At 70.3% G+C, this 23,818-nt stretch carries 20 protein-coding genes and 1 pseudogene; 16 read left to right on the forward strand and 5 right to left on the reverse strand.

Annotated features, from left to right (window positions below; translation table 11 throughout):
* Window positions 1–29 precede the first annotated feature (29 nt).
* Window positions 30–1,328: an IS256 family transposase gene (locus QMQ26_RS26720; protein ID WP_282202943.1), complete on the reverse strand. Its 1,299-nt coding sequence runs from the start codon at window positions 1,326–1,328 to the stop codon at window positions 30–32.
* 81 nt (window positions 1,329–1,409) lie between these two features.
* Here QMQ26_RS26720 and QMQ26_RS26725 point away from each other — a divergent pair.
* Window positions 1,410–2,814 (forward strand): annotated as a pseudogene (locus tag QMQ26_RS26725) (NF041680 family putative transposase).
* Between the two features lie 101 nt (window positions 2,815–2,915).
* Here the strand turns inward: QMQ26_RS26725 and QMQ26_RS26730 are convergent.
* Together QMQ26_RS26730 and QMQ26_RS26735 are read right to left on the reverse strand one after the other, a co-directional pair.
* The gene (locus tag QMQ26_RS26730; RefSeq protein WP_282202944.1) at window positions 2,916–4,130 is read right to left on the reverse strand and encodes a helix-turn-helix domain-containing protein; all 1,215 of its coding nucleotides are present in this window, start codon (window positions 4,128–4,130) and stop codon (window positions 2,916–2,918) included.
* A 172-nt stretch (window positions 4,131–4,302) separates the two neighbouring features.
* Window positions 4,303–4,458, reverse strand: coding sequence for a hypothetical protein (locus QMQ26_RS26735; RefSeq protein ID WP_282202945.1), 156 nt, complete (start codon window positions 4,456–4,458; stop codon window positions 4,303–4,305).
* A gap of 666 nt (window positions 4,459–5,124) precedes the next feature.
* Between QMQ26_RS26735 and asnB the strand changes: the two genes are divergently transcribed.
* The 15 genes from asnB to QMQ26_RS26810 all read left to right on the forward strand — a co-directional run bounded on the left by asnB (window position 5,125) and on the right by QMQ26_RS26810 (window position 21,924).
* On the forward strand, window positions 5,125–7,281 hold the full coding sequence (asnB, locus tag QMQ26_RS26740) for an asparagine synthase (glutamine-hydrolyzing) (RefSeq protein WP_404813963.1): 2,157 nt from the start codon (window positions 5,125–5,127) through the stop codon (window positions 7,279–7,281).
* A complete protein-coding gene (locus QMQ26_RS26745) occupies window positions 7,275–7,601 on the forward strand; it encodes a PqqD family protein (protein ID WP_282202947.1) in 327 nt (108 codons plus the stop codon). The genes asnB and QMQ26_RS26745 overlap by 7 nt, the downstream gene beginning before the upstream one ends.
* The gene (locus QMQ26_RS26750; protein WP_282202948.1) at window positions 7,598–8,851 is read left to right on the forward strand and encodes an MFS transporter; all 1,254 of its coding nucleotides are present in this window, start codon (window positions 7,598–7,600) and stop codon (window positions 8,849–8,851) included. The genes QMQ26_RS26745 and QMQ26_RS26750 overlap by 4 nt, the downstream gene beginning before the upstream one ends.
* Entirely contained in the window at window positions 8,839–9,906 is a 1,068-nt protein-coding gene (locus QMQ26_RS26755; RefSeq protein ID WP_282202949.1) for a diiron oxygenase, read from the forward strand. Before QMQ26_RS26750 ends, QMQ26_RS26755 begins: the two co-directional genes overlap by 13 nt.
* Window positions 9,903–10,691, forward strand: coding sequence for a hypothetical protein (locus QMQ26_RS26760; RefSeq protein ID WP_282202950.1), 789 nt, complete (start codon window positions 9,903–9,905; stop codon window positions 10,689–10,691). The genes QMQ26_RS26755 and QMQ26_RS26760 overlap by 4 nt, the downstream gene beginning before the upstream one ends.
* A 50-nt stretch (window positions 10,692–10,741) precedes the next feature.
* Window positions 10,742–12,196 (forward strand): radical SAM protein, encoded by a 1,455-nt coding sequence (locus QMQ26_RS26765; RefSeq protein WP_282202951.1) that lies wholly within the window; start codon window positions 10,742–10,744, stop codon window positions 12,194–12,196.
* A gap of 34 nt (window positions 12,197–12,230) precedes the next feature.
* On the forward strand, window positions 12,231–13,715 hold the full coding sequence (locus QMQ26_RS26770; protein WP_282202952.1) for a B12-binding domain-containing radical SAM protein: 1,485 nt from the start codon (window positions 12,231–12,233) through the stop codon (window positions 13,713–13,715).
* Entirely contained in the window at window positions 13,712–15,142 is a 1,431-nt protein-coding gene (locus QMQ26_RS26775; RefSeq protein WP_282202953.1) for a histidine phosphatase family protein, read from the forward strand. The genes QMQ26_RS26770 and QMQ26_RS26775 overlap by 4 nt, the downstream gene beginning before the upstream one ends.
* Complete coding sequence (locus QMQ26_RS26780; protein ID WP_282202954.1) at window positions 15,142–16,446, forward strand: nucleoside-diphosphate kinase; 1,305 nt, start codon at window positions 15,142–15,144, stop codon at window positions 16,444–16,446. Before QMQ26_RS26775 ends, QMQ26_RS26780 begins: the two co-directional genes overlap by 1 nt.
* Complete coding sequence (locus QMQ26_RS26785) at window positions 16,443–16,637, forward strand: hypothetical protein (RefSeq protein ID WP_282202955.1); 195 nt, start codon at window positions 16,443–16,445, stop codon at window positions 16,635–16,637. The genes QMQ26_RS26780 and QMQ26_RS26785 overlap by 4 nt, the downstream gene beginning before the upstream one ends.
* A 5-nt stretch (window positions 16,638–16,642) precedes the next feature.
* Window positions 16,643–16,858: a hypothetical protein gene (locus tag QMQ26_RS26790; RefSeq protein ID WP_282202956.1), complete on the forward strand. Its 216-nt coding sequence runs from the start codon at window positions 16,643–16,645 to the stop codon at window positions 16,856–16,858.
* Between the two features lie 4 nt (window positions 16,859–16,862).
* Window positions 16,863–18,647 carry a carbamoyltransferase family protein gene (locus QMQ26_RS26795; protein ID WP_282202957.1) on the forward strand — a complete coding sequence of 595 codons (1,785 nt, stop codon included), beginning with the start codon at window positions 16,863–16,865 and terminating at the stop codon, window positions 18,645–18,647.
* Between the two features lie 23 nt (window positions 18,648–18,670).
* A complete protein-coding gene (locus tag QMQ26_RS26800; protein WP_282202958.1) occupies window positions 18,671–20,128 on the forward strand; it encodes an SGNH/GDSL hydrolase family protein in 1,458 nt (485 codons plus the stop codon).
* A gap of 150 nt (window positions 20,129–20,278) precedes the next feature.
* Window positions 20,279–21,013 carry an aminoacyl--tRNA ligase-related protein gene (locus QMQ26_RS26805; protein WP_282202959.1) on the forward strand — a complete coding sequence of 245 codons (735 nt, stop codon included), beginning with the start codon at window positions 20,279–20,281 and terminating at the stop codon, window positions 21,011–21,013.
* Window positions 21,014–21,018: 5 nt separating this feature from the next.
* On the forward strand, window positions 21,019–21,924 hold the full coding sequence (locus QMQ26_RS26810; RefSeq protein WP_282206623.1) for a proline--tRNA ligase: 906 nt from the start codon (window positions 21,019–21,021) through the stop codon (window positions 21,922–21,924).
* A gap of 363 nt (window positions 21,925–22,287) precedes the next feature.
* Here the strand turns inward: QMQ26_RS26810 and QMQ26_RS26815 are convergent, their stop codons facing one another.
* Together QMQ26_RS26815 and QMQ26_RS38340 are read right to left on the reverse strand one after the other, a co-directional pair.
* Window positions 22,288–23,202 carry an IS3 family transposase gene (locus QMQ26_RS26815; RefSeq protein WP_282202960.1) on the reverse strand — a complete coding sequence of 305 codons (915 nt, stop codon included), beginning with the start codon at window positions 23,200–23,202 and terminating at the stop codon, window positions 22,288–22,290.
* On the reverse strand, window positions 23,199–23,411 hold the full coding sequence (locus tag QMQ26_RS38340) for a hypothetical protein (RefSeq protein WP_404813964.1): 213 nt from the start codon (window positions 23,409–23,411) through the stop codon (window positions 23,199–23,201). The genes QMQ26_RS26815 and QMQ26_RS38340 overlap by 4 nt, the downstream gene beginning before the upstream one ends.
* Window positions 23,412–23,818: the final 407 nt, after the last annotated feature.

Consider the following 23,818-nt stretch of genomic DNA (forward strand, 5'->3'; position numbering starts at 1 on the left):
CCACATAAATTCACCCTGACGCGCCGAAGTCAGTAACGGCGGCCGGCGGAGAGTCGGCCGTCGAAGGCGATCTCGAAGGCGTTCAGGGCGGCCTTCCAGCGGGTCATCCAGCGTCTGCGGCCGGCTCCGGTCGGGTCGAGCGACATGATCGCCGTGTAGACGCACTTCAGGGCCGCCTGCCCGTTCGGGAAGTGCCCGCGCGAGCGGACGGCCTTGCGGATCAGGGCGTTCACCGACTCGATCGCATTCGTGGTGCAGATGACCCGCCGGACCTCGACGTCGAAGCTCAGGAACGGCACGAACTCTGCCCAGGCGTTCTCCCAGAGCCGCACGATCGCCGGATACCTGCGGCTCCAGGTCTCGGTGAACTCGACGAACCGCTCGAGTGCGGCCTCCTCGGCCGGAGCGGTGCAGACGGGCTTGAGCGCCTTGGAGATCTTGTCCCAGTCCTGCCGGGCCGCGTAACGGAACGAGGCCCGGATCAGGTGGACGATGCAGGTCTGGGTGACGGCCTGCGGCCAGACCGCGGCGATGGCGTCCGGGAGACCCTTGAGGCCGTCGCAGACGACCATGCAGACGTCCGCGACGCCGCGGTTCTTGATCTCGGTCAGGACGTGCAGCCAGTACTTGGCGCCTTCGCCGCCGTCACCGGCCCAGAGCCCGAGGATCTCCCGGGTGCCCTCGACCGTGACCGCGAGGGCGACGTAGATCGGCCGGTTGGCGACCTGGCCGTCGCGGAGCTTCACCTGCACGCAGTCGATGAACACCACCGGATAGACCGGGTCGAGCGGCCGGTTCTGCCATCCGGCCATGCCCTCGATCACCTGGTCGGTGATGGTGGAGACGGTCTGCTTTGACACGTCCGCGCCGTAGACATCGGCCAGGTGAGCGGCGATCTCGCCGTGTGCCAGGCCGCGGGCGGACAGCGACAGCACCATCTCGTCGACGCCGGACAGGCGCCGTTGCCGCTTGCGGACCAGCTGCGGCTCGAACGAGCCCTCCCTGTCCCGGGGGACATCGATCTCGACCGGGCCGACCTCGGTCAGCACTGTCTTCGACCGGACGCCGTTGCGCGAGTTCCCGCTGCCGACCCCGGCCGGGTCGTGCTTCTCGTAGCCGAGGTGGTCCGTCATCTCGCCTTCGAACGCGGACTCCAGGAGTTTCTTCGTGAGCTGCTGGAGCAGGCCTCCGGCACCGGTGAGCTGCAGCCAGCTCGCGCGGGCCCGGTCGACCAACTGCCCGATCAACTGGTCGTCCAAGGCGTCCGGCTGCAACTCCACCGGCCGAACGGCCTCCACGGCCTCGGCCGAGACGGTCACGTCTGCCATCAGGTGTTAATTCCTTGATCGGGAGTTACACCGTTCTTTTTTACAGACCCTCTTCCCGTCGACGCGCCCACAGGTGACGCGTTGGGCATCTTGTCCCGCTTTCGGGTCGAGTTCTACGAGAGCCTGTACAAGCGGGCGGATGTGCTCTTCGAGCTCACCGACGCCCTGCTGTGCACGGACGGCCCGGTCAAGACGCTGGTGGACCTGTCGCTGGCAGCAGAGCACCAGCGCGGACACGGGGCGATGTACGCCCGCGCTGGACCGGGGCTGGCTGGAGCCGACCAGGCTGCGACGCGCGCTGGCCGCCCTGCCGATCCCACGCCTCGCCGACGGGCGCATCGCCCTGGCCGTCGACGTCTCCAACTGGCTCCGCCCCGACGCTCCCACCAGCGGCGACCGCCTGTTCTGCCATGTCTACGGGCGCGGCCGCAGCGCCGACCAGCTGATCCCCGGCTGGCCATACTCCCTCGTCGCCGCCCTGGAATCCGGCCGCACTTCCTGGACCGGACTGCTGGACGCGATCCGGCTGGAGCCGGCCGACGACGCCATCGCGGTGACCGCCGCCCAACTGCGCGAGGTCACCGGGCGCCTGATCGAGGCCGGGCACTGGACCACCGGTGACCCGGAGATCCTGCTCGTCATGGACGCCGGCTACGACGTCACCCGCCTGGCCCACCTCCTGTCCGACCTCCTTCTCGAGCTCATCGGCCGACTGCGTTCGGACCGCGTCATGCTCCGCGACGCTGGCGAGCCCCGCCCCACGCCCAAGGGCGGGCGCCCACGCAAGCACGGCACCGCGTTCACCTTCGCCAAGCCTGAGACCTGGCACGAACCCGACACCACCACCCGCACCGACACCACCCGCTACGGCAACGCCGAAGCGGGGGCCTGGGACCGGATGCACCAGCGCCTGCAGAACCGCGGGCCCTGGCTCGACCATGAAGGTGAAATCCCCATCACCCAAGGCATGTTGGTCCGCCTCAAGGCCGACCACCTCCCCGGGGAACGCGAAGCGAAGCCGCTGTGGCTGTGGTCCTCCGCTACCGGAATCGACACCGCCCACCTGGACCGGATCTGGCGCACATTCCTGCGCAGATTCGACCTTGAACACACCTTCCGCCTGCTCAAGGACACCCTCGGCTGGACCGCGCCGCACTTCCGCGTGCCGGACACCGCCGACCTGTGGACCTGGCTGGTCATCGTCGCCCACACCCAGCTCCGCCTGGCCCGCCCGCTCGCAGCCGACCTCCGCCGCCCCTGGGAACGACCAATGCCCGCAGCGAAGTTGACCCCGGCCCGGGTCCGCCGCGGGTTCCGCAACATCCGCGCGAAGGCCCTCACTCCGGCCCATGTGCCGAAACCCTCTCGACCCGGCCCCGGACGGCCACCAGGTTCGAAGAACCGCCAGCCAACACCTCGCCACGACGTCGGAAAGACCGTCAAACGCGAACTCACGCTCCAGGCCCACCTCGCCGCACGAGGTTAGAAATCAAGCTCAGTACTTCGACGGACGTCCCACCTGGACCTCCCTTCCTGGATCGACAAGATCCAAGTGCCATGGTGTCCACGTCACCGGGCAAAGCTCAGTCAAAGTTGGGCGAGGGTCTCCGCGAGGGCCCGCCAGATTTCCTTCGACAGGTCGATGCTTCCGCGGGCCTGGGCTTCCTCCGCCAGTGTCTGGAGTTCCCTGGTCCCTTCCTTCCGTTCGCCGCCGAGTACGCGCAGTTGGCTGCGGAGCATCTTGAGGGCGAGCTCGTCCTGGTAGGCGAGCAGTGGTGTGGTCTCGGCGAGTTCCGCGCAGCGGCGGCCGGCTTCGTCCAAGCGTCCCCGGTAGAAGGCCATCTGGGCGCTGAGCAGGGTGAACTCTTGCTGGTGCACGGCTGAGCCGACCAGTTCCACCGCAGGGTGCGCTTCCACGAGGCACTTCTCGGCAACGTCGAGGTTCCGCGGGGACATTTGCAGGTGGAGCGAGGCCGCGGCGAGGCGCAGTCGCAGCCAGAGTAGGGGGCTGACGCGGCTGTCGAGTAGACCGAGCGCTGTGCCGAGGCGTTGTGCGGCGCCTGCCTGGTCGCCCAGACGCAGGTGGACGTGGGCTGCGGTCCAGAGCGCCTCGGTCTGCTGGACCTGGCCCAGTCCCTGGGCGAGTTCGTCAAGCTCGGCCGCGTGTTCGCGCGCTTCGATCAGGTTTCCCACGGCTGTCTCGGTAGAGATCAGGACCATTAGTGCTCCTGCGGTGTCGCGCGGAGGAAGGCTGTGCGCGTTGGCGGTGGCAACGGCTTGGACGGCGCTTTCGTGCGCGTGTTCCATCTGGCCCAGTGCCCGTTGGCAACGCGCCCTCGATACGTGCGAGTACACCTGGAGCTCCGGCCTGCCGATGCTGTCGGCAAGGTCGACCAGCTGGCCCAGGGTGCGCAGTTGGGCCTCGCGGTCGCCGATGTCCTGCTGGAACCCGGACATCACGCGCATCGCCTGCCACTGCAGTGCGTAATCCTCGGAGGGGGCTCCCGTTGCCAGGGCCTCCTCCAGGATGCGCAGGGCCCGGTCCGCGTCCTCGGTCGAGGAGGCGATGGCCAGCGCCTGGGCGAGGGAGTCGCTGCGGAGGCCGCGAAACTCGGCCGTGGAGACACCGAGTTGGGTGGCTAGGTACTCCACCGCCTTGGCTGTTGGCGGACGGGCCCCGGATTCCAGCCGGGACAAGTACCCGGGGGACATGCCACCGCCTGCCAACTGCTGCTGCGAAAGGCCGCGTTCAGCCCGCAGCGCCTTGAGGCGCTCACCGAACTCGGGCTGCTGCAGTGACATGCGGCATCCAATCCGTCGCCGTGCTGGGTAGACAAGTGCATCGGCCGGTACTGATTCCCGTGGCCGCATGTCAAATGCTTCCAAATTTGGCAACTGCTGGCAAGTTCAGGGCATCGCTCGACGTCCACGGGCCGGGGCGACCGTGAGGCGGCCCCGGCCCATGCACGGGCGGCTACGGCCAACCAATCTCCGCGTCCGTCGTGGCTCCGCCCGGGGCCTGGACGGCCAGCGTGTCCTGGGGTGCGGCCTGAGCGGTGCCCGCCTGGGCGGCGAACAGGGCGGCGACCAGAAGGCCGGCGCTGGCAAGGGCGCGGAAGATGCTTTTCACGGACGTGGATCTCTTTCTTGTGGACGGGCTGCGGAACAGATCCGGCCCCTTGTGCCTGGAGTCGGGTGTGGCGTCCTGCCACTGCTTCCCGACGGCTGAGAAGTTAGTGGACAGATGGCCTCTTGGCAACTTGACGGCACAGAGTTGCCATTTTGGGAAACATGTCGCCCTAAGTGATTCTTTTCGGAGGGGGGCTTCGGTCGGCGATGGGCCTCAAAACCCGCTCCGTGCGGCGAGGGGGCGACTCTGTAGTGCGCCGACCACGGTTGATGGTGAAGGTAGCTCGGGAGCTATTGGGGCAAATCGGGCAAAGTGGATGTTTCCTAAGTTGGCACCGTATTTGACACTTCTGGCATGAAGGTGTCATGGTTCAGGCCGCGGATAGCCGCATAAATGTCGAGGAAGGCGATTTCCGAAAGGAGGAGGAATGAAGCGCTACATCAAGCCGACCGTGAAGAAGGTCGGAGCCGGGGCCGTCCTGGCCGCCGAGGTGTGATCGACCGGGTGGGCCGTGCCATCACACGGCCCACCCGGCCGGTGAAGTGACGTGCCGTTCCCGGATTCACGAGGAGCGCGGCGGAGCGCGGTACGGGCTCCGCGGAAAGAGGCAGAGGGGATCTGACGATGTGTGGACTTGCCGGTATGGCGCGTCTTGGTGGCGGTCCGTTGGAACCCCATCAGGTGGAGCAACTGAGGGCCATGTCGCGCTGTATCGCGCACCGGGGGCCCGATGACGAGGACCTCCTGGTGGACGGTCCGGTGGGGTTGGCCTTCCGGCGGCTCTCGCTCGTCGACCCCGAGCGCGGTGGACAGCCCTTCGTGAGCGAGGATGGCGCACTGGCGCTGATCGCCAACGGCGAGGTCTACAACCACCGCGCGCTGGAGGCCGGGCTGCCTGGTGGCACCCGGATGCGTACCGACTCCGACTGCGAGGTGTTGCTGCACCTCTACCGGCACGACAACCGCCGGTTCCTGGATGCGGTCCAGGGCATGTTCGCGGTGATCGTGTGGGACCGCCGCCGCGGCAAGCTGGTGCTGGCCCGCGACCGGTTCGGCATCAAGCCGCTCTACTTCCACCGTGGCCGGAAGCGGATCGTGGTCGCCTCGGAGATCAAGGCGCTCTTCCAGGACCCCGACTGTCCGCGTCGGCTCGACTGGACGCGCGCCCTTGCGGACCAGAGCTTGCAGAGCTCCGCGCTCTTCGCCCACGGCCCGGTGAACACCTGGTTCAAGGGCGTCGAAGCGGTGCCCGCTGGCACCGTGATGGAGTTCGACCTCGAAGACGGCACGGTCACCCGCCACCGCTACTGGGAGTTCCCGGACGAGGTCGACCACAGCCTCACACCGGCCGAGTTCATCGGTGGCTACGGTGAACTGCTCGCCTCCTCCGTCGAGATGTGCGCCACCGCGGATGCCGAGCTCGGCCTGTTCCTCAGCGGCGGCGTCGACTCCGCCGCAGTGGCCGCCCTGGCCTCGCGCACCACCCCCCTGACCACGTTCACTGCTGTCAACTCTGGCACGTTCGCCAACGGCGACGCGGCCAACGCCAGGCGCACCGCCGACGAACTCGGTATCCCCAACCACCAGATCCTGCTGGACGCCGCCAGGGTGCCCGACCCCGACGAGTGGCGGGAACTGCTCTGGCTGCAAGAGAGCCCGCGCTGTGGCCCCGAGCAGTTCTACAAGCGCGAGCTCTACCGGGCTGCCAAGGACCTCCGTCCGGAACTGCGCGGCATGCTGCTCGGCCAGGCCTCCGACGAGTTCAACGGGGGCTACGCCGGACAGTTCGGCACGAGCTGGCCGCAGGCATTGGCCGCGTTCGAGGAGATGGCGGGTCGTACGGCCGTCCACCGTCATCCCGAGGTGCAGCCCTGGCTCGACCACGGTACGGCGCCGCTGCTGGGCGCTGCTGCGTTCGGTCCCGCCGACGAGCATTTTCCCGACGCCTACCACCAGTACGTCCGGTGGAAGTACCGCGACGTCCAGCAGTACAACTGCTGGCACGAGGACCGCAACGCGGCCGGCAGCGGGATCGAGGCCCGGGTTCCGTTCCTGGACCACCGTCTGGTCGAGCACGTGCTGCGGATCCCGCCCGCCCTGCGCGAGCGCCTGCTATGGGACAAGTCCGTGCTGCGCGAAGCGATGCGGGGCGTCTTGCCCGAGCGGGTCAGGACCATGCCCAAGGTGCCGTTCTTCTACGGAAACGGGGAGCGCCAGGTCCGCCGCACCTTCATCGAGATGCTCGCGCAGGACGGCGGAATCCTGCTGGACCAGGCGTTCGCCGGCCCGGGGGCCCGGGAGTTCCTGAACCCCGAGGGCATTCGCGCCACTGTCGCCGACCTGGCCCGCGACCCGGGCGGTATGCCGGTCGAGATCCTGCTGAGGCTGGTCAACCTCGGGCTGTTGGAGGGGATGCTCGACACGCTTCCGTCCGCGCCGTCCGCGCCGTCCGAGCGGCCGGCCCGCGACCTCGCGCCCCTCGCCGCCGACGGCGACTTCGGCGCGGAGGGACAGCGGCAGCTCGCCGAACGCATGCTGCCCCACTCCGCCCTGCCCGAAGAAGTCGTCCTCCGGATGGCGGAGCACGTGGACCTCCTGCAGTCCCGCACCACTCCGGACACCTGGTTCCTGATGGTGGGCGGTGAGATTGCCTACACCGTCGACGAGTCCGACCCGGTCGGACGGGCCTGGCTTGCACTGCTCCTCGACCTGGACGACGCCCGGCCACTGGCCGAGCTGGTCAACCGGACGGACGCCGTATGGCCCGAGCTGGAACCGATCCTGCGTGAAGCACTGGAAGAGGGAGTGCTGACCCGGTGCTGACCGACGACTCCGCCCGTCCCATCCGCTCCCTGCACGTCCGGGTCCGTGTCTTCGGCGACGTCGTGCTGCTCGGTTCGGCGAGCCAGCAGAGCTTCGAACTGTCCGAGCCCGCCGCGCTCCTGTGGCGGATGCTGGACGGCCGCCACAGCGTCCACGCACTCTGCCGGGACTTCGGCGCCGAGTACGGCCTCACCGCGCAGGAAGTACGGGAGGACGTCCTGGAGGTCCTGTCCTCCTTCGTCGAAGCGGGCTTCGTCGTCGACGCCGGACTGGGAGCAGCCGCCAGGGGCCACCACACCGCTGATACGGAACAGACATGAGACTCGGGCGATCCGCGGTTCCCGCCTGGATCCGCGCCCTGACCGGGCCGGGGCTGACCCGGACCCTGGGCACGGCCAACCTCTGCCGCACCGTCGGCTCCGGCATGCTGCTGTCCACCACGCTGATCTACCTGTCCGGCACGCTCCACCTCGATACCGAGCGCATCGGTCTCGGTCTCAGCGCCGCCGCCGTGGTCGGCATGCTGGCGAGTGTGCCCGCGGGCACACTCGCCGATCGCTGGGGCGCCCGTACCGTCGCGGTGCTCGGGCTGCGCCTCCAAGGCCTCGCCGTGATCGGGTACGCACTGGTCGGTGGGTTCGCCGCGTTCCTGCTGGTGGCGTGTTCGGCCGCCGCCTTCGGTGCCGCCTCCGGCGCGGCCGCGGGCGCGTTGGTGGCCGACGTGCTGCCGGCGGCCGAGCGAACCTCGTTCCGGGCACTGATGCGTTCGCTCGGCAACACCGGGCTCGCGCTCGGTGCGCTCGGTGGCGGCGCGGCACTACAGGTGGGCGGGGCCGACGGTGCCCGACTGCTGTTCGTGGTGGCGGGCTGCCTGCACCTCGCCTCCGCCCTCGGCTACCGGCGACTGCCCGAACCTCCGCGTGGCCGCAACGGGCGACCCCGTAGGCAGCGGTCCGCCCTGCGCGATGGCCGACTGCTGGCCCTGGTGGGCGCGGGTGCCGCGTTGGCGGCCAACCAGAGCCTACTCGCGGTGGTGGTCCCGCTCTGGATCACCACGGGGACGGACGCGCCCGGCTCGCTGTACTCGGTGGTGCTGCTGCTCAACTCTGCGGCGGTGATCGCCTTCCAAGTCCGGGTGGGGCGACGAGTCACCGGACCGGTCGAGGCCGGCCGGGCGATGCGCGTCGCGGGCTGTTGTCTTGCCCTGTGCTGCCTGCTCTTCCTTGCCGCGGGCCACGGTCCGACCTGGCTGGTGGTCGCCGTTTTGCTGATCGCCGCGCTGGTTCACGTCACCGGCGAACTCCAGCACCAGGCAGGCATGTGGCTCCTGTCCTACGAACTCGCACCGGCCGGGCGGCACGGCGAGTACCAGGGGCTGTTCCAGGCCGCGTCGCAGTTGGCCGGGGTGGTGACCCCGGCGCTCGGCACCTGGCTGATCACCCGGTTCCACGAGAACGGCTGGGTGGCGCTGGGCCTGCTCTTCGGCCTTCCCGGGCTGGCCGTGCCCGTGCTGGTCCGCCGGGTGCGGTCCGCGGCGGCGGACCGAGGGGAGGTCTCATGTGCGGCATAGTCGGATTGTTCGTCGGTTGCGCCGCGCTGGCGTACTGTCCGCGCCAGCTGTCTGCGGAGGCGTCGGTCGATCCGGCGCCAGCCGGTTCGCCACCGGCCGACTCCAGCGGGACCGGTGACTACCGGAGTCCCTTCGGCAGCTGGTACGAACGGTCGAGCGTGCGCGCCGCGCCGCGTCGCGAGGTGGAGGTCCGGCCCGGTGCCGACCGGTTCTTCTCGCCCGAGCTGGTGCCGGTCGCCGGACACCCGCTCGTGGCCGCGCTCCCGCCGGAGCGCTTCGACCGACTGCTGCTCCACCACCTCTACCGTTACCTGGACTTCACCGAGAAGCTGGAGACCTTGGTGGTCAACCGGACCGCGGTGGGGATCGCCCAGGGCTCGGTGGGCGTGACAGTGCCCGAGGCGATGCGCTTCGACGCGTACAAGATCTACTGCGACGAGGCGTACCACGCGCTCTTCTCCGCGGACCTCGCCCGGCAGGCGCATCGCGTGAGCGGGGTGGCACCCGTGCTGCCTGCCGAACCCTACTTCTTGAGGCGGCTGCGGGCGCTGATCGAGGACGGCAACCAGGACATCGCCCCGCTCGTGGAACTCCTGTTCGTCATCGTGTCGGAGACCCTGATCTCGGCCAGCCTGTCCGAGGTACCCGACGATCCGAAGGTCGTGCCGGCGGTCCGCGAGAGTATCCGCGACCACGCCTTGGACGAGGGCCGCCACCACGCCTACTTCGCGGCCTTCCTGCGCCATCTGTGGGCGGAGCTCGACCCGGCCGAGCGGCACCGTGCCGCCCTGCTGGTACCCGACCTCGTCCACGCCTTCCTGCAGCCGGACCGTGCCGCGATGCACGCCGAGCTCGGGCGGCACGGTCTGACCGGCGACCAGGCGCGCCAAGTGGTCGCGGAGACCCTGACCGACGAGGTGGTGAACAGCCACACCGCCGCCACCGCGAGGCTCACGCTCCGCCACCTGGCCGCTCTGGACGCCTTCCGGACCAGCGAGGTCCAGGAGCGCTTCTTCCGGGCCGGTATCCCGCTGAACATGGAGAGAGACACGTGACCACCCCCGCGGACCACCCCGATTTCGCCGCTGTGCTCGCGGCCCGCAGCATGCTGCCGGCCGATCCTGTCGCCCTGTTCGTGGCCGGCTCGCTCATCCAGGGCTGGGGCAACCCGCGCAGCGACTACGACATCTACGTGATCACCCGGGCTCCCTGGCAGACCGACCGGACGGTGGCCCACCCCGTACCACTCACCCCCGCCACCTTCCACACCGACGTCCTGCACGAGCAGGGGCGGTCCTGGGAGGTCCGGTACTGGCAGGCCGACCAGATCGACCAGATCCTCGCCAAGACCGCCTGGGAGGGGACCCTGGAAACGCTGCCTCCGGCCTCGCGGCTCGGCGTCGACGAGTCGGTACTCCTGCAGCGTCTCCCGCATGCCCTCGCCGTGCACGGTGCCGACTGGGTCGCCGAACGGGCCCGCCGCGCCGAACAGTCGGCCGCCCGCGCCATGTTCATCGTCAGGGCCCTGGACTACGCCGACGGCTCGGTGGACGACGCCGTGGGCCAACTGGAGATCGGCGACGTCCACAGCGCGGTGCTGTCCGCCCGCCGCGCCTTCGACTTCGCCGTGGACGCCCTGCTCGCCTCACACGGCCACTACGGCGAATCGCCCAAGTGGCGGGCCCGCCGCTTCCGGGCGGTCCGACCCGCAGCGCTGTCCTTCGACGCCTACTGGAGCGTCGAGACCATGCGCGGTTACGACTCCGCCGACCCGGCCGCATGGGTCCTAAAAACCACCCGCCTGGCCAAGGACCTCCTGCTGGACACCCGGGTGTACTGACGCCGCGGCGCCCCACCGGCAATCCGAGAACCACTCCCTAGGAACCACCCATGCCCACTGCAGTCCCCCTTCCCACCCCGTCCCTCCGCAGCGTCCCCACCGAACCCCTCGAAGCCGTCGACGTGGTGGTCCGGCACGAGTTCTGCGGCCCGCTGATCTGGAGCAACCGGCGCCACGCCTTCTTCCTGCCCCCGGACACGGCCACCGCCGCCCAGGTCACCCGCGCCGTCGAACGCCGCCGCGAGGGCCTGCCGTGGGAGGACGGCCTCCCCGCCGACGTGGCCGCGGAGCTTCGCCTCCTCGGCCTGGACGGGCGGATCCGTGAGATCCACTCCGCGCACCCCAACCGGCTGAGCGGACCGCTGGAGATTTACTTCGACTACACCTGGCTGTGCAACCTGGCCCGGCACAAGTGCGGGCAGGACTCCTTCTGCTACGCCGCCGAATTCCTCGGCCCGACCACCATGCGCGAGCAGCGGGTTCGCGAGCTTATGGCCGAACTCGCCCAGTGGGGGGTCATGAGGGTGCACTTGGCAGGCGGCGAGCCGACCATCAACAAGCGGGCACTCGCCAACTACCTCGACTCCGCAGCTGAGCACGGCCTCTACACCTCGATGGCCACCAACGGCCTGCTGATCAACGACGAGGTGCTGGACATCGTCTTCCGCAACAACCTCAAGTCGATCAGCTTCAGCATCGACGGAGCCTCCGAGGAGACCCACGGCGCGATCCGGGGCGCCGGCCTGTTCGACAAGACGGTTGCCGCGCTGAAGCACACCGTCCGCCGCAAGCGCGAACTCGGTTCGTCGATGCGCGTCTGCGTCAAGCCCACTTACGAGCCCTCGACCCCGTACTCCGAGCTGGAGGCACTCGTCCTGCTCGGCATCGAAGCCGGCGCCGACGTCGTCAAGTTCGCCAACCCCGAGCGCTGCCTGCACCACGAGGAAGGCTTCTACTCCCACCAAGTCGACGAGTACTACGCGACCATCGAGTACATCGGCGAACTCCAGCGCACCTACGGATCGCAGATCGCCATCACCAACGTCAGCAACCCGATGGCCGGCTGCGGGGACATCGGCATCCCTGGCCTCACCGGCTGCATCGGTGGCCAGGAGCTGATCGCCCTCAATCCGGACGGCAGCGTCACCCCCTGCCTGATGCACCCGCACAAGCTCGGCAGCATCGACGGGGAGTACGCCAGTCTGCGTGACTTCTGGAACGGGTCCGGGAAGCTGACCGACTTCTGGAAAGCCCTGGAGAAGCCGGCCGGGTGCTCGGGATGTGACATCTACAGCTCCTGCCGCTCCGGCAGCACCACCCGGCGCATCGTCCAGATCGGCCGCTTCAACCCGGACCGCACCTCCGGTGAGTTCAGCGCCGCCAAGGACCCGTTGTGCACCCGCGACTACCTGGCCAGGCACCCCGAGAAGGCGCTCCCCGAGCCGGTGCAGGACCCCGCCGCGCTGCGCCACTTCCGCGAGATCGCCGTCCGCCACTCGCTCTAGCCGCCTGAGCGACGGACATGACTGGAGGACACCCGTGAAGATCGCGATCATCAGCTTCTTCGACTCGCTGCGGTTCGACGAATACCCCATCACCCACTCGCTCGGCGCGATGCGGCTCGGCGCGTACCTGCAGCAGCGTCACCCCGAGTGGCAAGTGCGACTGCGCGCTTTCGACGAGCGCACCTGGTCTGCCGAGCAGGCCGGCGCGGCCCTGTCCGCGGAGGACTTCGACACCGTCGGCCTCCCCGCGTACATCTGGACGCTGCAGCGCTCCCGCGAACTCGCCGCCGCCCTTGCCGCGGCCGACACCGCCCCGCTGGTGGTCTGCGGCGGCCCGGAGACCCGGGCCATGGACCACAGTGACTGGCCGGAGCAGGCGGTCTTCGTGATGGGACAGGGCGAGGAACCACTGACCTGGCTGTGCGAACAGCGCGCCGCGGACCCCGCTTTCGCCGGCCTCGCGCTCGACCCCGACCTGCCGCAACCGATCTACTCGGCGGCCCGCCCCCGCAAGGGCGCGTTCCGCTACGCCGTCCCCGACCGCGGTGACCGCCGACTGCCGCACGGACTCCCGCTGTTCGGCAGCGACTTCGACCGGATGGCGCAGGGAGACCCGGTGGAGACCGACTTCGCCTGGTACGAGACCGCGCGCGGTTGCATCTACGACTGCAGCTTCTGCGGCCACAACACGCTGCCGTTCTTCGCGACCTTCGACCTCGACTTCGTGCGGACCGAGATCGTCAACATGCGCGACCGCGGCATCCGCCGGATCTTCCTGATCGACCCGATCCTCGGGGGGAAGCCGGCCCGGGGCAAGGAGATCATGCGGATGTTCCGCGACCTCGCCCCCGAGATCGCCATCAGCGCCTACATGCGGCCGGAGTTCCTCGACGACGAGTTCGTCGAGGTGCTGGTCGAGTCCAACATCCACGAACTGCTGATGGGGCTCCAGACCACGAACCCGAACGTCCCCAAGCACGTCCGCGGCAACCACTTCGAGAAGATCATGAAGTTCGTGCCGCACCTCGCCGCCCGCGGCATCCCCTGGCGCGCCGAACTGATCGTCGGCCTGCCCGGTGACGACATGGCCGGGCTGCGCGAGTCCCTCCGCTTCACCGTCGAGGAACTCCGCCCCTGGTCCGTGCACGCCTACCACCTCACCGCCATCCCCGAGACCAAGCTGTTCGAACTCCTCGACCGCACCGACGAAGAGGTCTGGATCAAGGCCGACGAGCGCCTGCGGGTGGTTTCCGCCAGCAGCTACGACGAACGCGAACTGCGCGACATGCTGGTGTACGCCGGTGCCGTCACCTCGCTCCACGCCCACCTGCGCGACAGCGGCGTCGTCCAGCCCGACTACGACCTGCTCGACCGCGAGGTCGGCCGCATCCTCGCCGACCCGGCCGAGCGTCCGCGGGCGGCGGCGGCGTTCATCCGCATGAGCCAGGACTTGGGCCGGGAGATCTGGCGCCACCACACCCCGGCCGCTCCCTCCGCTGCACTGGCAGGCCGGGCATGAACGTGCCGGTCGAATTGCTGGTCCGCCGACACGCCCGCTCGCGGTGGAACGCCGAGCGCCGCATCCAGGGCCAGGCCGCCGCACCCGGTCTCACCACCGACGGCACCGCCGAGTCCCGGGCCTGGGCCCGCACCCTCTCCCCGGCCGACGGGATCCGGACGGTGTGGAGCAGCAGCGCGGCCCGGTCGATCGAGACCGCGACGCCCGCAGCCCACCGGCTCGGGGCTCGGCTGCGCAGCAACCCCGTCCTGGACGAGGTCGGCGCCGGCCGCCTCGAAGGACTCACCCACGACGAGGCCGCCCGCAGCCATCCCGACTGCCACCGCGTCTGGACCGCCCGCGGCGACCTCGACGCGATCCCCGGGGCCGAAACGGGCGACGCCCTCCAGGCACGTGCCCTCGCCTTCCTCGCCATCGCCGCCAGCCCTTCGGGCGCGGCCGTCCACGGCACCCGCCAACTCGCCGTCACCCACGCCGCGTTCCTGCGTTCCCTGGTCAACACGGCGGAACGCCGCGAACGGACCTGGCCGGTCCCGATCCGGCACATCGACCTGCACCGCCTCACCGACCCGTGGGCCCGGCTGGACCCGACGGAACTCGGCGCGCCCTGGCGCCCCGCCGTCCACCGCGTCGACACCGGGCCGCACGGCACCTACCTGGTCAAAGTCCTGGTGGCACCGGACGGTGCGGCGGACCTCGACCGCCACCGGGCGCGGCACGACGCCGTCGCGGCCGCCACTGGGGCGCCGGCCCTGCTCGCCACCGCTCCGCGTCCCGGTGGCGGTGCCGTCACCGTCCGGCGGCACCTGCCGGGCAGCACCGTGCCGCACCGCATCGGCCCCGCCGCAGAATGGCAGCTGCACGCCTTCTACCGGCGGTTCTCCGAGCGCGTCGCCGCCGTGTTCGACACCGGCGCCCGGAGCTCCCTGCCGTCGCTGCGCGAACGCGTCGACGCCGTCCTGGCGGGCCCCGCCACCGAGGCCTCCGGCGCGCTCCGCACCCTGGCCGCCGGCCGCGGTGTCGCGGAGCTGCTCGCCGACCGGTCCACGGTCGCCGACTTCGACCTGCACCGCGACAACACCTTGCGCACCGCGACGGGGCTCACCCAGATCGACTTCGACGGACTGTGCACAGGTCCCCGCCAGTGGGCCGGTGCCTGCGCCCTGGTCGGTGCCTCCGCCCTCTACCCTGCCCCCGCCGACGGACACAACCGCCCGCACACCCACCTGCTGGCGGGCGACACGGCCGACCAGCGGGAGCTGCACCTCCTGGTCGAGATCAGGCTGCTCCTCGGCCTGTCCTTCTTCCTCACCGGTGCCAGGGTCCACGGCGGCCAGGCCGCCGCGGGGTACGCCGACCTCTACCGCCGGGCCCTCGCGGCCCACCGCCCCCTCGCCGGGCGGCGTCCCGAAACGGCGGTGGCCTGATGGCGGACGGATACGAGATCGAACGCAAGTTCCTGGTGACCGCCCCGCCCACGACCGACGGCGGCCCCGCCCTGCGGATCGCCCAGGCGTACCTGTTCTCCGACGCCCGGACGGTACTGCGGATCGGCCGCCGACACGGCGGCTGGCGGCTCACCGTGAAGGACGCCGGACCAGGACCGGCCCGACGGGAGTTCCACACCATGCTGCCCGAAGAGCTCGGGGCCGCCCTGTTCACCTCGCCGACGGCCCGGCACACGGTCAAGTACCGCCGCCGGATCGACCACCGGGGTCGCACCTGGTTCGTCGACGCCTACCAGGACGCCCACGCCGGGTTGGTGCTCGCCGAGACCGAGCTCCGCGACCTCGACGAACACGTCGACCTCCCGCCGTGGTGCGGCACGGAGGTCACCGCCCGCGTCGAGTACCACGACCACGCCCTGGCCCGGTCCGCGCCCGCTGGCCCCGCCACAGACCGCCCCCGCACGCGAAGGAGGAACACCGTGCCGACGACTGCCACTGAGGAGCGTTCTTTCCTCCTCTTCAAACCCGACGCGGTCGAGCGCGACCTCGTCGAGTCCGGTGCCCGAGCCGTGCGGGAAACCGGCCTGCGCACGGTGCGCCGGTACCGCACCGAGCTGACCGAGCACCAGCTCGCCGGCCTCTACGCCCAGATCGACCCGGACGACCGGCCGCTCACCGCAGGCATGCTGCGCCGCTGCCTGACCAAACGCCCCGTCGAAGTGCTGGAGGCCGTCGGCGAGCAGGCCTGCTCCCGCCTCCTGGCAGTCAAGACCGCCCTCCGCGCCGAGCACGGCAACGTCATCTACGGCAACCTCGTCCACTGCCCCGACACGCCCGATGAGGCCGCCGCCCAGTTCGAGGCACTGGCCGACCGCACCGGCCAGTCGTTCCGTCCCGTGCGGCGACACTGGCAGGGCTGGCCACTGCCCGTCATCGAGGACGCCCTCGACCACTGGTGGGCCGAGGCCCGGGATGCCGGCCACCGCACACCCACCCACTGGGCACCCTCCCATTCCGGCCACGCCTTCGTCCTGCGGATCGCCGTGCCGCGCCGCTGGGTCATCGAGTTCGACCGGATCGTCCGCTTCCTGGCCGACCTCGCCGACACCGACGACCCCGGCTACGGGCTCCGCGCGGCCCTGGCCGCCCTCTACGACGAACAGGGCCTGCCGATGCCCGCCCGCACGGCCGCCGAGGCCCACCGACTCGCCCTTCGGGTACGGGAATTCGGTCTTACCGCCGAGCTCCCCCCGACGAAGGCCCCGCAAGGAGAACGGACATGACGCGACGTCGCCTCCCCGTGGCACTGGCACTGGCACAGGCCGCCGCTCGAGGGCTGAGCGCCCGCCTCCTCGCCCCCGTGGCGCACCGCCTGATCCGGCGCAGGCCGTCCGCGTCCGAACGCGCCACAGCGCAACTCATCGAGTTCCGCGAAGAACGCAACCGTGCCGGCGACAGCTACCCGCTGTGGTGACGGCCGTGCGGAACCTCTGCTCCGGTGCCCGCTACCACCTCCTGGTCACGCTGCCCGCACTCGTCCTCCGGGCCCTGCGCAGCGTCCGTGCCCCCGGCCCGCGCCCACCCGCCGACCCCAGCGGGTCGCTGCTCCACCCGGTGCACCACGACTACGGCCCCGGCGACTTCACCGCCCGCGGTGCCCGCCGTCCCACGCCCACCCACCGCAGGAACGACTGAACCGATGACCACAGTGCTCGGCATCTCCGCCTTCTACCACGACAGCGCGGCCGCTCTCCTCGTGGACGGACGGCTGGTGGCGGCCGCCCAGGAGGAACGCTTCTCCCGGCGCAAGCACGATCCGGCGTTCCCCGCCCAGGCCCTGCGCTACGTGCTCGACCAGGCCCCCGGGCGCGTCGACGCCGTCGCCTACTACGAGTCGCCGTGGCTCAAGCGTCGCCGGGTCCGCGCCACCCTGCTCGGCGCGGCACCGCACGGGCGCAGCGCGTTCGACCTCGCCGTCCGCGGTGGACTGCTACGGCGCGAGCCCACCGCCTCCGCCCTGCGCGCGGGCCTGCGCACTGCCGGCGTCCCCGCCGGCGTCCCGCTGCTGTGGTCCCGCCACCATCTCTCGCACGCCGCCAGCGCGTACTACCCGTCCCCCTTCGACGACGCCGCGGTACTGACCGCCGACGGCGTCGGCGAGCACACCACCACCGGACTGTTCCACGGCCGCGGTCCGAAGCTGCGCGCCCTGTTCGAACAGCGCTTCCCGCATTCGCTCGGACTGCTGTACTCCGCAGCCACCTACTTCTGCGGTTTTAAGGTCGACAGCGGTGAGTACAAACTGATGGGCCTGGCCTCCTACGGCGACCGCGCCGGAGCGCGCACCGCGGAGCTGCGCCGACGGATCCTGGACCACCTGATCGATCTGCGCGCCGACGGTTCCTTCGCGCTGGACCTGCGGTACTTCGCGTTCCACCGGGACGGTTCGATCATCGACGTCCCGCAGTGGGAGCGGCTGTTCGAGATGGTGCGCCGCGCCCCGGAGAGCGGTATGCCCACCGCTCACACCGACCTCGCCCTCGCCTTCCAGCAGGTCGCCGAGGAGGTGATGCTGCGCCTGGCCCGCCTGGCCCGGCACGCCACCGATGCCCCCGATCTGTGCCTGGCCGGCGGAGTCGCCCTCAACTGCGTGGCCAATACCCGGATAGCGCGCGAGGCCGGTTTCGACCGGGTCTGGGTCCAACCCGCTGCGGGCGACGCGGGCGGTGCCGTGGGGGCCGCCTACGCCGCCCACCACCTCTCGCTCCGCGCCGCCCGGCCCGCGCCGCCGGTGCCCGACGGCATGAGCGGTGCTTACCTCGGACCGGACGTGCCGCCGGACGCGGTCCAAGAGTTGATCACCCGGTACGGGGCCCGGGCCACCCGCTACGACGATCCGCGAGCCCTCGCCGCCGCCGTGGCCGCCGACCTGGCCGCCGGCCGGGTAGTCGGCTGGGTGCAGGGCCGGATGGAGTTCGGACCCCGTGCCCTCGGAAACCGCAGCATCCTCGCCGATCCCCGCAACCCCGCCGCGAAGGAGTGGCTGAACACCCGGATCAAAGCCCGTGAGGACTTCCGCCCGTTCGCGCCGTCGATCCTCGCCGAGACCGCCGCGGACCACTTGGCGGAACCCGTCGTCTCCCCCTACATGACGCTCACCACGAAGGTCCACGCCAGGCCGGACGGCACCCCGGCCTTCCCCGCCGCCGTCCACGTGGACGGGACGGCCCGGCACCACACGGTGGATCGGCACGCCAACCCCCGCTTCCACCGCCTGCTCGCCGAGTTCCACCGGCTAACCGGCTGCCCGGCCTTGGTCAACACCAGCTTCAACGTCCGCGGCGAGCCGATCGTCGCGACCGCCGACGACGCCTACCGGTGCTTCCTGAGGGCGGGTATCGACCGGCTGGTCCTCGGTGAACACGTCTTCCGGCTGGAGGACCAGACCGTCGATCTCATCCATCCAGACCTGCCGCTCGACTGACCGGCCCGGACCGAAGGGACACCATGCTCACCGCAATCCTCTGCCCGGGATGGCCGCGCGGACTGAAGACCGCGCTGCGCACCCTCCGCGACCGAGGACGGACCCCGGCACTGCTCCTCCTGCCCGCCGAGATCGCCCGGCGGTGGCGGGCGGGTCCGGACGACACCGAACAGCTTCCCGTCCTGCAGCTCCCCGACGGGTACACGGCGGGCGGGCCACTGCCCGCGGAAACCGGAGCCGCCGTCCGGGCCACCGGGGTCACCGGCCTGCTCGCCCACCGCAACGACGGCGGAACGGTCGACGAGGCCGCCGCGGCGACGCTTGCCCTGCGGCTCTCCCTCTCCGAACTTCTCCTGCCCGGCCCCAGCGGAGGGCTCGTCCGGCACGGTCGGCTCGGCATCCTGCGGACGGCACTGCGCCGACCGGCGACCCACCGCCGTCCACGCCGCCACACCCCCGACGGTCCCGCCGCGCGGCGGCCGCAGGAACTCTTCGACCCGGTGTCCGGCCGCCACCTCCCACGCGGCGGCGACTTCTCCGGGGTCGACGCCCGCGGCGCGCTGGAGGTCGGGCCGCTCGGCTTCCTGCGAATCCCCGGCATGGCCGATCCCACCGACCTGGAACCCGTCGACCACCCGCGGGTGATCCTGCTCGGTGGTAGCGCCCTGTACGGGTTGGGCCTGCCCGACAACGCCTCGACCATTCCCGCCGGACTGCACCGCGGGCTGTCCTCCCTCGGACAGCCCTGGGAGGTGCTGAGCTTCGGTGTTCCAGGCGGCTGGTCACGCGGCGAATCGGCGATGCTGCTGTACCGCCTGAGGCACAGCCGGCCCGACGTGGTGGTGTCGCTGTCGGGGTGGAACGACTTCAACACGCTGTTCGCCATGGAGCTGGTGCACGGGCCCGGTGCCGAGGTGCTGGGCTGGACCTTCTCCGACCACCACCACTACCTGAGAATGCACGCTCCCGAGGAGGTCGGTGACCCCACCGTGCCGTTCGCGCAGCTGCCCTCGGTCCGACGCGGACTCGCCCAGCTCGACTCGGCGGCCTTCCCCCGCTCCGGGGCACGGCTGCGAGCCGGGACATGGCTGGACAACCAGGCCCTGATGGCCCAGACCTGCGCCCGGCACGGCATCCGGTTCGTCGGCGCCCTTCAACCCCACTCGCTCCTCCAGCCCTCCCTCGGGGAGGGGTTCACCCGCCGCTGGGTTGAATCCCACTATGACTTCGCCTTCACTCCCGACCGGGGTGGCACCGCGGCCCTGTACGAGGACTACGCGGCGACGATCGACACCGTCTACCGCGACTACCGCTCGGGGCTCCGCAGGCTTGCGGAAGAATTCCCCTCGGCCTCGTTCCTCGACCTGTCCGAGGTCTTCACGGAGGAGACCGAGCCCTGCCTGCTCGACGGCGTCCACCCCACCGTCCACGGCGCCGCACGGCTGGCGGAGCACCTCACCGCAGCGGTCGCACGCGCCTGACCCGCACCCGAAGGCCACAGCGGCCTCACGCTCCCTCGCATACGATTCGACACTCGCCACCTGCCGAGTTCCCGACAGAAAGACAAAGACATGCGTTGGTCACAGTTGTACGTTCCCACCCTGCGCGAAGACCCGGCGGACGCCGACGCCGTGAGCCATCGGCTCCTGGTGCGCGCCGGGTTCGTGCGGCAACTGATGGCCGGGCACTACTCGCTGCTGCCGCTGGCGGTGCGGGTGCGCGGCAAGATCATCGAGGTGGTGCGCGAGGAGATGACGCGCATCGGCTCGCAGGAATGGATCCTGCCCGCCATGCACCCCGCCGAGATCTGGCAGCGCTCGGGCCGCTGGGAGGTGATGGGTGACGAGATGTTCCGCCTGAAGGACCGCAAGGGCACCGACCTGGCCCTGGGCATGACGCATGAGGAGATCTTCACCACCCTCGCCCAGGAACTCTCCTCGTACCGCCAACTCCCGCAGATGTGGTACCAGTTCCAGACCAAGTTCCGCGACGAGCCCCGGCCCAAGAGCGGCCTGCTGCGGGTGCGCGAGTTCACCATGAAGGACTCGTACAGCTTCGACGTCGACCAGGCCGGACTGGACCGCTCCTTCGACCTGCACCACGAGGCGTACACCCGCGTCTTCGCCCGGCTCGGCATCCCCGCCCTCCCGGTCCAGGCATCCAGCGGCAGCATGGGTGGATCCGCCTCGGTGGAGTTCATGGCCCCCACCCCGGCCGGCGAGGACCTGGTCGTCCACTGCCCCTCCTGCCAGTACGCGGCCAACGTCGAGAAGGCCCTCTCCGCCCTGCCCGCCGTCCAGGACGGCGAGGCGCTCGCCACCCCCGAACGCTTCGACACCCCGAGGCCCGCACCATCGAGGAACTGACCCGGCTGCACGGCGTCCCTGCCGAGCACCAGATCAAGACCCTGGTGTTCATCGCTGACAGCCGCCCACTGCTCGTGCTGGTCCGCGGAGACCACAGCCTGGTCGAGCAGAAGCTCCTCGACGCCACCGGGGCCCGGGCCGTCCGCCCCGCCGACGCCGACGAGATCAAGAGCGCGCTCGGCGCCCTCCCCGGCAGCCTCGGCGCGGTCGGCGTCACCGGGCTGACCGTGCTCGCCGACCACGCCCTGGCTGGTCGCACCGCCATGACCACCGGTGCCAACCAGGACGGCGTCCACCTCCGCGGCGTCGACCTCGCCCGGGACATCACCGTCACCCACTGGGCTGACCTGCGCGAGGTCCGGGCCGGCGAGCCCTGCATCGAGTGCGGCACTGCCCTGCAGGTGGTGCGCACGGTGGAGGTCGGCCACATCTTCAAGCTCGGCTACAAGTACACCGAGGCACTCGGCGTCACCGTGCTCGGCCAGGACGGCACCGCCGTCAAGCCGATCATGGGCAGCTACGGCATCGGCATCGAACGCGCCATCGCCGCCATCGTCGAGACCCACCACGACGAGAAGGGCATCGTCTGGCCCGCCGCCGTCGCCCCCTTCGAGGTCGCCGTCGTTCCCATCGGGAAGAACGACGAGCAGACCGCAGCAGTGGTAGACGACCTGTACGCCCAGCTGCGTGCCGAACGCGTCGACGTGGTCCTGGACGACCGGGACGAGCGGCCCGGCGTCAAGTTCGCCGACATCGAGCTGGTCGGCATCCCCTACCGGATCACCGTCGGCCCGCGCGGCCTGAAGGAGGGCGTGGTCGAGGTCACCACCAGGGCGACCGGAGAGACCACGCAGGTCCCCGTGGCATCCGCAGCTGCCCGCGTCGCCGCCCTCCTGCGGTCGGCCGACTGATTGTCCGTGCTAAGGGCAATGGGGGCGCAGGTTTGAATCCTGTTGTCCTGACGTGTGCGACCAGCGGGTCTGTGGAGCTGACAGGCCCGCTGCTCTCGTTCAGGTGGACGGTGACAGCGATGTGACGGTAGCGCCCAGCGCTCCGTCGTCAGGCTTCCCGAACTCGGTGCGGGTGAGGTCGTACCGCTCCTGCAGGACGTCCGTGAGCACGATCATCGCGGAGCGCCTCTTCCTGATGGAAGCGCTGCGGCCGCGGTAGAAGACGAGGGCGTGCGCGGTGCGCTGCTGGATGTCGAAGTCGGCGACGGCGAGAGCCCGATGGAAGAGGTCGGTGTCAATCCCCTGTAATCGTGCAGTCCTTGACTATGCGGCCGGGGCCTTCTGATGGGCCTCGGCTCGTGCCTCGCTGATGATCCGTTCGAACTCGACGGGTGACAGGCCGCCGGCCGCGCTGTGCCTGCGCCGGGTGTTGTAGAAGTCCGTGATCCAGGTTGCGATCTTCAACCGGGCCTCGGCCCGGGTCGCGAAGCGGTGCCGGTGGATGTACTCGACCTTGATCGTCGAGTGGAAGCTCTCGGCCGCGGCGTTGTCCAGCGCCGATCCGACGCGCCCCGTGGACTGGACGACGCCGAGACGGTCGCACAGCTCGTTGTAGGCCCGGCTGCTGTATTCGCTGCCCCTGTCGTTGTGGAAGACCACGCCGTCCACCTGGCCGCCCCCGGTGGTCGCGGCCATCCTGAGCGAGGCGCTGACCAGCGCGGCGTCATGGTGGACGCCCATCGCGTAGCCGAGCAGACGGCGCGAGAACAGGTCGATCACGGTGGCCAGGTAGAGCCTGCCCTCGCCGGTGTCGATCTCGGTCATGTCACCGACCCGCAGCACGTTCGGCGCCACGGCATCGAAGTGGCGATGCACCAGGTCACGGGCTACCTTCCGCTTGCCCCGGCGGGTCAGCGACCGGCGCCGGCGCGGCGGCTTGCGGCCCTGTAGGCCCAGCTCGGCCATGATCTCGGCGACGGTGTTCTCGGAAACCTGCCAGCCCCCGGCCCACAGGTCCAGGGTGATCCTGGGCGAGCCGTACGTGTCGCCGGAAGCGGCGAAGAAGTGCCATATCCGCTCGGCGAGTTCAACCCTCCTTGCCTCGCGGACGGTCGGCTGGGCCGGGCGGCGGCGCCACTTGTAGAACCAGGACTCGGACACACCCAGGGTTCGGCAGGCGATCGTGTGCGGGGCGCCGTGCTCGGTCCTCTGGGCGGCGATGAAGCCCGCAACCGTCACTTCGTCGCCTCCTTCACCCACAGGACCACCGATCGCTTGAGGACATCGCGCTCCATCCCGAGCTCGGCGATCTCCTTGCACTGCCGGGCGTTCTCCTCACGCAGCCGGCGCAGCTCGTCGCGTTCGGACCCGCCCAGACCTCCCGCCGCGTCCGCGTCCGCCCGGGCCCGCGCGCGGTGGACCCAGTTCTGCAGCGTGCTCGGCCGCACGCCAAGGTCCCGCGCGACCTCCGCGGCCGAGCCTGCTTGTCCTGGACGGCGATCACGGTGACGTCCCCGGCAGCGCCGGGTACCGGAGTTCCGCTCAGCCGGGTGGGGTTCGTGGCGGGAGCTCAGGAGAATCATGGAGAGCGCTCTCCCAGTAGGAGGGCCGTACCCCGTCTGCATGTTCTGCGGTGGTCACCCCGGCGAACAAGGGCCGGTTCGAGTCTTGAACGGAAAGCCGCCCGGTCACTCCCGGGTTCATCCGTCGGGCTGCCCCGGTTCGGGGCTCCTGTCTTGGCCCGCGTCGGCCTTTCGCTGAGTCAATCTTGTGTAGTGCGAGGGAGTTTGGCGAGGTCCATATTGCGCGGAATGCCCATTTCGATGCCTGGATATCGGTATCCGGTGCACCGATT

Source organism: Kitasatospora fiedleri, assembly GCF_948472415.1.
Classification (GTDB): Bacteria; Actinomycetota; Actinomycetes; order Streptomycetales; family Streptomycetaceae; genus Kitasatospora; species Kitasatospora fiedleri.